Source organism: Mycobacterium sp. 1245805.9, assembly GCF_001672915.1.
Taxonomy (GTDB): domain Bacteria; phylum Actinomycetota; class Actinomycetes; order Mycobacteriales; family Mycobacteriaceae; genus Mycobacterium.
Genome location: NZ_LZKR01000094.1, coordinates 48,308 through 55,720, shown reverse-complemented (window position 1 = coordinate 55,720; position 7,413 = coordinate 48,308). Strand labels below are relative to the sequence as shown.

Sequence of the window (7,413 nt, the reverse complement as noted above, 5' to 3'; positions counted from 1 at the left end):
CGAGGAAGAGTTCGTGAATCGGGGTATCGCCGGGTACGTGCTGCCGTACTTCGTCGCGAGCGTGCTCGGCCAGGATCCACGGTGTCGCCGGATCATGTTCGATCCCGATTACCGCAACAAGACGGCACGGCGATTCTGCGAGCGCGCCGGCTGCGTGTTCCTGGCCGAGCACGCTCGCGACGAAGTACGGCAGCACGTACCCGGCGATACCCCGATTCACGAACTCTTCGTCGGCGATGGCGGCGTGTATCCCCAAATCGTAGGGGTCAGCCTCGTATCGGGTGGCGATGGAATCCTTTGCGGCCCGGTACAATTCGATATAAGCGTGGTCTTGCCCATCCTGGCTGGCAAAAAACGGTCGCGAATAGCTACCGTCGAGTTGCGCGCTGAGGTATCGGTGCCAGCGCTTGGGCGGCCAGGCGTATTCCCACGATTCGGCAAGGGCGGGCCGGTTCATCCACTCCGAGATCATCTCGGCATCCTTGTCCGGGTCGGCAAGCCGGAATGCATACGGGGCGGGGACCTCGGCGGTGCCGGGCGGCGGCGGCACGCGACGCACCTCGTCGCTGATGTCGGTCAGTTCCCGCGGCAAGATCACTTCGGGTTCGCTCATATCAAACGCGCAGCCTACCGAGCGGCTCGCAGGAGCTTCGCCAGCACCGCCGCGTGACTGCCGTCGACCTCGCGGGCGGCGGTCACCAGGGTTACGACGCCGCGCTTGGCCAGCTTTCGCAGCTCCGCCAACGCGGCGCTGTCGTGCAACTCGTCGGCGTAGCGCGCCGCGAATTCGTCGAACCGTTCCAGGTCATGGTGGTACCACTCGCGCAGCTCCTTCGACGGCGCGACGTCCTTGCACCAGATGCCCACCCGCGGGTCGTCCTTGCGGACCCCGCGCGGCCAGATGCGATCGACCAGCACCCGCTGGCCCTCATCGGGCTCGGTCTCGTCATATACGCGCGCCACTCGAATGCGGCTTTTGGCGCCCACGGGCTCAGGTTAGCGATCGTGTCGGTGGGGCGGGTATACTCGAACACATGTTCGACCCGAATGCCGACGAGGCCGCTCTCATCGAGCGGATCGCCGAGTTGGAGCGCGAGAAGTCGGCGGCCGCCGCGGGTCAGGCGCGCTTGGCCGCGGCCCTGGATGCCTTGCGACGCTCCAACGAGGCGGCCGCCGGGGTGCCCGCCGCACGGCGCGGACGGGGCGTGGCCAGCGAGATCGCGCTGGCGCGACGCGATTCCCCGGCCCGGGGCGGCCGGCACCTGGGCTTCGCCAAGGCGCTGGTGCACGAGATGCCGCACACGCTGGCGGCGCTGGAATGCGGGGCGCTGTCGGAGTGGCGGGCCACCCTGATCGTGCGCGAGAGCGCGTGCCTGGACGTCGAGGATCGCCGCACGCTGGACGCCGAATTGTGCGCCGACCCGGACAGCCTGGACGGCATGGGCGACGCGCGGGTGGCCGCCGCCGCCAAGGCGATCGCCTACCGGCTGGACCCCCATGCGGTGGTCGAGCGAGCGGCCAAGGCCGAGACCGAGCGCACGGTCACCATCCGGCCGGCCCCGGACACGATGACCTACGTGACCGCGCTGCTGCCGGTGACCCAGGGGGTCTCGGTGTACGCGGCACTGCGCCGCGAGGCGGACACCAGCATTGACGGGCGCTCACGCGGCCAGGTCATGGCGGACACGCTCGTGGAGCGGGTCACCGGACGCGCCGCAGCGGTCCCCGCCCCGGTCGCGGTCAACCTGGTGCTTTCGGATGGAACTCTGCTGGGCGGTGACACCACACCGGCCGACCTCGGCGACTATGGCCCCATTCCCGCGGCGGTCGCCCGGGCAATGGTCGCCAGCGCGCTGGCCGACCGGCGCTCCCGGGCCACGCTGCGCCGGCTGTACGCCCATCCCCGGTCGGGGGCGCTGGTGGCGATGGAGTCACGCGCACGGCTGTTCCCGCGCGGCCTGGCCGCCTTCATCGAGCTGCGCGACCAACGTTGCCGCACGCCGTACTGCGACGCGCCGATCCGGCACAGCGACCACGCGCAGCCATGGGCCGCGGGCGGACCCACCACCGCGGACAACGGCCTGGGCTCCTGCGAGCAGTGCAACTACGCCAAGGAGGCCGCGGGCTGGCGGGTCCGCACCAGCACGGACGAAAATCACACGCACACAGCGGAATTCACCACACCGACGGGGCAGACCTACCGGTCGACGGCCCCGCCGCGAGCACCCACGATCGAAGTCAGCGAGGTCGAATTACGAATCGGCGTCGCCCTTGCTCGACACGCCGCTTAGGCCTTCGAGGTCGATGACTTCGCCGCGGTTGATGCTGACCCAATCGCGCCCATCGAGATACGGGCGCAGGCTTCGGCCGATGAGATCGAGATCGGCCGGCGCCTTGGGCCGCTGCAGTTCGTAGACGTGCGGCAGCTCGGCCATCCCGGTTACGACGTTCCACAGGGTCAGCGCGGGTGGTCCCGTTGGCGGATCCACCAACACGGGCCCAAACAGGCACTGCCCCAACAGAAAAAGCGTCGGCACACCGAACCCGCCCGCGTCGAGGACGCGCTGATGTTCCTCGCGAATCTCGTCGTGGGTGGTGGGGTCGTCCAGCGCCTCGTCCAAAACCGCCGCGTCGACGCCGATGTCGCCCAGCAGTTTTCGCGCCACCGCGGGATCGTGCGGCTTGCCGCCCAGGGTGTGCAGTTCGCGCCCGATGGTGCCGTACCACCGGTCCAGCAACGACATGTCGGTCCGGCGCAGCAGTGCCCCGATCCGCATCAGCGACCAGCCGTAGGACCACTCCCGTTCCCACGGGTGCTTTTGGCCCCCCGAGCGATTGACCTCCTCGAGGCTGAAGAACCGCCAGTTGACGGTTATGCCCAGCTGCTCACGAACGTCGCGGATCCACAACGACGTCTGGTAGGCGAACGGGCACATGGGGTCGAAATGAAAGTCCACGGTGGCGCTCATCGGGCTGACTCCCTAGTAGTGGTACGTGTCCGACGGCGCGGGCGAGTGCACCCGCTCCTCGTCGTCGAACTCCGACACCTCGATGCCGTAGGCGCGGGCCAGCTCCAGGATCTTGGTGGCCCTGGCGATGCGCGGCAGGTCGGAGCCGTTGCGGATCTCTCCCCCGTCGCGTTCGAATTCGGCGAAAAACTCTTTGGCCCAGGAGATTTCGTCCTGCGACGGGGACAGCCCCTCGTTCACCACCGCGCATTGGTCCGGTGTCAGGCAGATCTTGCCGGTCATCCCGAACTCGACGGAAACGGCCGTGGCCTCGATGAGCTTCAAGGCGTTGGAGCCGATCGTCGGCCCGTCGATGGCGCTGGGCAGGTTGGCCGCCTTCGCGGCGATCGTGAAGCGCGAGCGCGCGTATGCCAGGGTGCTCGGGTCCTCGCCGAAGCCGGTGTCGCGGCGGAAGTCGCCAATCCCGAAGGCGAGCCGGAAGGTGCCCTTGGCCGCGGCGATCTCGGTGATGCGCTCCAGGCCGCGGGCCGTCTCGACCAGCGCCACGATGGGCACATTGGGCAAGCGTTGGGCGGTCTCGGTGACGTGGTCCACCGATTCGACCATCGCCAGCATGACCCCGCCGACGGGCGTACCGGCCAGCGCCGCCAGATCGTCGGCCCACCACGGGGTGCCGAACCCGTTGATGCGGACCCAGTCGTTGTTGTCGGCGCTGAGCCAACGCACCACGTTCTCGCGGGCGGCCTGCTTGTCTTTGGGCGCCACCGCATCCTCGATGTCGAGGACGACGATGTCGGCGCGGGAATGCGCCGCGGCCTGGAACCGGTCGGCGTGCGCTCCGTTGACCAGCAGCCAACTGCGGGCGAGAACGGGATCGATGCGCCAGCCGATGTCGGCGGGATCCGGCGCCTGGTCGTCGACCTGTTCGTACGTCTGATCTGTCGCCATGTTCATTCCGTTGGGTGAAATTCGTGTTTCTTAGACCGTAGTCGCCTGGCGAACCGACGATCACGCGGGCTTGTGCGAGCGCCGCCACAGCAAGCCACCCACAGCCAGGGCCGCGAACACCAGGAGCGCGGCGAGCAACGACTGCAGCGCAAAGACCGCGAGGTCGTTGACGTCATAGAAGTCGCTTTCCCCGACACATTGGAAGCTCACGCTGGTGCCCGACTGGCCCGGCTTGTAGCTGTAGTGCGAGGTGTTGTACGCCATCGCATACCCGCTGCGGCACACGATGGGACCCATCCATAGCGCGCTCGACGGGATGAGGGCGGTCGCCGCCGCCCCGATGCCGACGCACAGGCCGATTCCCCCGCCGAGCAGCGCGACGATCGGCCCGATCCAACCCGCCCCGGAGAGCTTGCGCCGCGGCGGCGCGAAGCCCTGATCGCCATAGGCGCCCCGCGGGCGCGGCGCCAGGAAAACGGGATCGGACGGGTCACAACGCTGGTAGACGACCTGGCCCCCGACTTTGATCGTGCCGCCCGCGCGCAGGCCGGCGCGGTCCAGGACGTCTCGGTACTGCTGCTGCGACAAACCCGCATCGACGACGGCGCGCGAAAGGGCCTCCCGAAGCGGCGCCGGTCCCCCGAAGGGCTGACCGCGGTCGGCCTGCAGTGCCTGCGCCAGCCGGCGGGCGTGCTCGTCGATGGCGGCCAGCTGTGCGGCGGAGACCTCGGCGGGCTGCTCGACTGGTTGGCCTCCCCCCGCGGCCGCCCGGGCATCGGCCAGCTGACGCTCCAGCTCCGCGATGCGTTTCTGCTGCGCGAGCTGAAGCTCGAGGTCGGCGATGCGCTGCTGGGGGTCCTGCTGATCCATCAGCAAACAATCGTAGTTTGTCTGCCGTTTCAGTCCCCGCACATCGGGTAGCCCAACCCTTGCGACACTCGGGCCAACTTTTCGCGTCGCATTCTTCTTCGGTCATTCACTCGATCGAGCAGATCCAATTCAGGAGCAAACATGCGTAAGACAATTGCGGTCATTTCTGCCACCGGCGCACTGCTATTCGGTGGGGCGGGCGTCGCCAATGCCACCACGGAGAGCATTGCCTCGCAGTCGCCGACCACAACGACGCTGGCCGACAACAACAATGGTCAGAACACCGACCAGCGCAGCGACAACACCGGTTTGTGGGGGCTGCTCGGCCTGCTCGGACTGGGTGGGCTGATGGGCCTCAAGCGCCGCGGGGACACCGACACGGTCACCGCCGTTGGGACACCCACGGCGCGGGGCAACGTCTAGCGGCATTTGCCGAAGCCCCCGTCAGATGCTGCGCACGGTCTGACGGGGGCTTGCGTTTACCCGTCCCGCCGTCGGGTATGTCTGGCAAAGCGGTGCACAGCCCATAGCCCGCACCCCAGTCCCCTATCAATGGAGTTATGGCAATGGCCGAGATGCTTGTTCAATCACCCGAAGAAGTCGTCAAGTTCCTCAAAGCGCAGCACAACCTCATCGAGGACATGTTCGACGAAGTGCTGCACGCGTCGGACCCCAAGGCCCGCGAGAAGCCGTTCGTGGAGTTGCGCCAACTGCTGGCCGTGCACGAGACCGCCGAGGAGATGGTGGTGCATCCCCGGACGCGCCGCGAGGCCGACGACGGCGACAAAATCGTCGACGCCCGGCTCGAAGAAGAGCACGAGGCCAAGGAACTGCTGTCGCGGATCGAGAAGCTCGACACCACCTCACAAGAGTTCATCGACGAGCTGACGAAGCTGCGCGACGCCGTGCTCGACCACGCCCGCCACGAGGAGGACGAGGAATTCCCCGTGCTGCAAAAGGAAGTCGACTCGGGCGACCTCAAGCGAATGGGGTTGGCGGTGCGAGCGGCCGAGGCCATCGCGCCCACCCGCCCCCATCCGGGCGTGGAATCGGCGAAGCTCAATTTCGCCGTCGGGCCGTTCGCCTCGATGCTCGACCGCGCCCGGGACCTGATCGCGCAGGCCATCGGATAAACCCGGGACCTTCCGTAGTCTCGGTGAAGTGAGCGTTGCGCCGGATACCACCGTTGCTTTGCAGGACCGGTTCTTCCGCCAGCTGCCGGAGATGGCCGTCCGCTGGCGGGCCGAACCGGCCCCCGACCTGCGCCCGCTCGCGATCAACGCACCGCTGGCCGCCGAGCTCGGCCTCGACGCCGACTGGCTGCGCAGCCCCGACGGGCTGCGTTTCCTGACCGGCAACCTCGTCCCCGACGGCGCGGTTCCGGTGGCCCAGGCCTACGCCGGGCACCAGTTCGGCGGGTACGTCCCGCGGTTGGGCGACGGGCGCGCACTGCTGCTGGGCGAGCTCGTCGACGACGGCGGGCGCCTGCGCGACATCCACCTAAAGGGGTCCGGCCCCACGCCGTTCGCGCGCGGCGGCGACGGCCTGGCTGCGGTCGGCCCGATGCTGCGCGAGTACATCGTCAGCGAGGCGATGCACGCTCTGGGCGTTCCCACGACTCGGTCGCTGGCCGTCGTGGCCACCGGGCGCCCGGTGCAGCGCGAGACGGTGCTGCCCGGCGCCGTGCTCAGCCGCGTCGCCAGCAGCCACCTGCGCGTGGGCAGCTTCCAATACGCCTCGGCCACTGGCGACGTCGATCTGCTGCGCCGCCTCGCCGACCATGCGATCGCCCGACACCACCCGAGCGCGGCCGAGGCCGAGCGGCCTTACCTGGCCCTGTTCGAAGCGGTGGTCGCCGTCCAGGCATCGCTGGTCGCCCGATGGATGCTGATCGGTTTCGTGCACGGCGTGATGAACACCGACAACATGACGATCTCCGGTGAAACCATCGACTACGGACCGTGCGCGTTCATGGAGGCCTACGACCCGGAGACGGTTTTCAGCTCGATCGATTTCTGGGGGCGCTACGCCTACGGCAACCAGCCGGTGGTCGCCGGGTGGAACCTGGCCCGGTTCGCCGAATCGCTGATTCCGTTGCTCTCCAACGATGTTGACGAGGCCGTGGCGCTCGCAGAGGAGTCGTTCGGAATCTTCCAAACCCGCTACGACGCCGTGTGGTCGGCCGGCATGCGCGCCAAACTGGGCCTGCCCGACGACGTGGACGCCGGAGTCGTCACGCCGCTGGTCGGCGAGTTGCTCGCGCTGCTGAAAGACAGCGACGTCGACTACACGTCCTTCTTCCGCCACCTCGGGCGGGCGGCGCGAGGCGACTCGGAAGGGGCGCGCGGGCTGTTCATCAACCCCGCCGGATTCGACGACTGGTTGGCACGCTGGCGAGCCCTCGGCCCGGACGCCGAATCGATGGACCGCACCAACCCCGTCTACATTCCGCGCAACCACCTCGTCGAGGAGGCCCTGACCGCGGCGACGGCCGACGATCTCGATCCGCTCGGGCAGTTGCTCGACGCCGTCACCGCCCCGTTCGACGAACGACCGGGCCTAGAGCGCTACGCCAGCCCCGCGCCGGAGGATTTCGGCGCGTACCAAACGTTCTGCGGCACTTGAC

At 68.3% G+C, this 7,413-nt stretch carries 8 protein-coding genes and 2 pseudogenes; 5 read left to right on the top strand and 5 right to left on the bottom strand.

All coding sequences use genetic code 11. The features are described 5' to 3' along the window. Positions 1-172 (top strand): annotated as a pseudogene (locus A9X00_RS32770) (GNAT family N-acetyltransferase); the annotation flags it as partial. Here the strand turns inward: A9X00_RS32770 and A9X00_RS31890 are convergent. Continuing rightward, a pseudogene (locus tag A9X00_RS31890) lies at positions 170-613 on the bottom strand (GNAT family N-acetyltransferase); the annotation flags it as partial. The pseudogenes A9X00_RS32770 and A9X00_RS31890 overlap by 3 nt on opposite strands. A 14-nt stretch (positions 614-627) precedes the next feature. Next, entirely contained in the window at positions 628-987 is a 360-nt protein-coding gene (locus A9X00_RS13955) for a DUF488 domain-containing protein (RefSeq protein WP_067153992.1), read from the bottom strand. Between the two features lie 47 nt (positions 988-1,034). Here A9X00_RS13955 and A9X00_RS13950 point away from each other — a divergent pair, with 47 nt between their 5' ends. Next, entirely contained in the window at positions 1,035-2,291 is a 1,257-nt protein-coding gene (locus tag A9X00_RS13950; protein ID WP_067153989.1) for an HNH endonuclease signature motif containing protein, read from the top strand. Here the strand turns inward: A9X00_RS13950 and A9X00_RS13945 are convergent. The 3 genes from A9X00_RS13945 to A9X00_RS13935 are packed head-to-tail and all read right to left on the bottom strand — an operon-like array spanning position 2,253 to position 4,787. After that, entirely contained in the window at positions 2,253-2,969 is a 717-nt protein-coding gene (locus A9X00_RS13945) for a DsbA family protein (protein WP_067153986.1), read from the bottom strand. The two genes, A9X00_RS13950 and A9X00_RS13945, sit on opposite strands and share 39 nt — an antisense overlap. Before the next feature lie 12 nt (positions 2,970-2,981). Beyond that, complete coding sequence (locus A9X00_RS13940) at positions 2,982-3,917, bottom strand: CoA ester lyase (protein WP_067154012.1); 936 nt, start codon at positions 3,915-3,917, stop codon at positions 2,982-2,984. A gap of 60 nt (positions 3,918-3,977) precedes the next feature. Continuing rightward, positions 3,978-4,787: a hypothetical protein gene (locus A9X00_RS13935; RefSeq protein WP_067153983.1), complete on the bottom strand. Its 810-nt coding sequence runs from the start codon at positions 4,785-4,787 to the stop codon at positions 3,978-3,980. 141 nt (positions 4,788-4,928) lie between these two features. Here A9X00_RS13935 and A9X00_RS13930 point away from each other — a divergent pair, with 141 nt between their 5' ends. From A9X00_RS13930 to A9X00_RS13920, 3 genes are all read left to right on the top strand, one after another. After that, complete coding sequence (locus tag A9X00_RS13930) at positions 4,929-5,210, top strand: WGxxGxxG family protein (RefSeq protein ID WP_067153977.1); 282 nt, start codon at positions 4,929-4,931, stop codon at positions 5,208-5,210. Between the two features lie 143 nt (positions 5,211-5,353). Continuing rightward, positions 5,354-5,920 carry a hemerythrin domain-containing protein gene (locus A9X00_RS13925; protein WP_067153975.1) on the top strand — a complete coding sequence of 189 codons (567 nt, stop codon included), beginning with the start codon at positions 5,354-5,356 and terminating at the stop codon, positions 5,918-5,920. A gap of 28 nt (positions 5,921-5,948) precedes the next feature. Next, on the top strand, positions 5,949-7,412 hold the full coding sequence (locus tag A9X00_RS13920) for a YdiU family protein (RefSeq protein ID WP_067153973.1): 1,464 nt from the start codon (positions 5,949-5,951) through the stop codon (positions 7,410-7,412). Position 7,413 lies beyond the last annotated feature (1 nt).

Coding starts and splice junctions, on each gene's coding strand:
- A9X00_RS13950 (WP_067153989.1), top strand. CDS start 1,035: ATGTTCGACCCGAATGCCGACGAGGCCGCTCTCATCGAGCGGATCGCC.
- A9X00_RS13945 (WP_067153986.1), bottom strand. CDS start 2,969: ATGAGCGCCACCGTGGACTTTCATTTCGACCCCATGTGCCCGTTCGCC.
- A9X00_RS13940 (WP_067154012.1), bottom strand. CDS start 3,917: ATGGCGACAGATCAGACGTACGAACAGGTCGACGACCAGGCGCCGGAT.
- A9X00_RS13935 (WP_067153983.1), bottom strand. CDS start 4,787: ATGGATCAGCAGGACCCCCAGCAGCGCATCGCCGACCTCGAGCTTCAG.
- A9X00_RS13930 (WP_067153977.1), top strand. CDS start 4,929: ATGCGTAAGACAATTGCGGTCATTTCTGCCACCGGCGCACTGCTATTC.
- A9X00_RS13925 (WP_067153975.1), top strand. CDS start 5,354: ATGGCCGAGATGCTTGTTCAATCACCCGAAGAAGTCGTCAAGTTCCTC.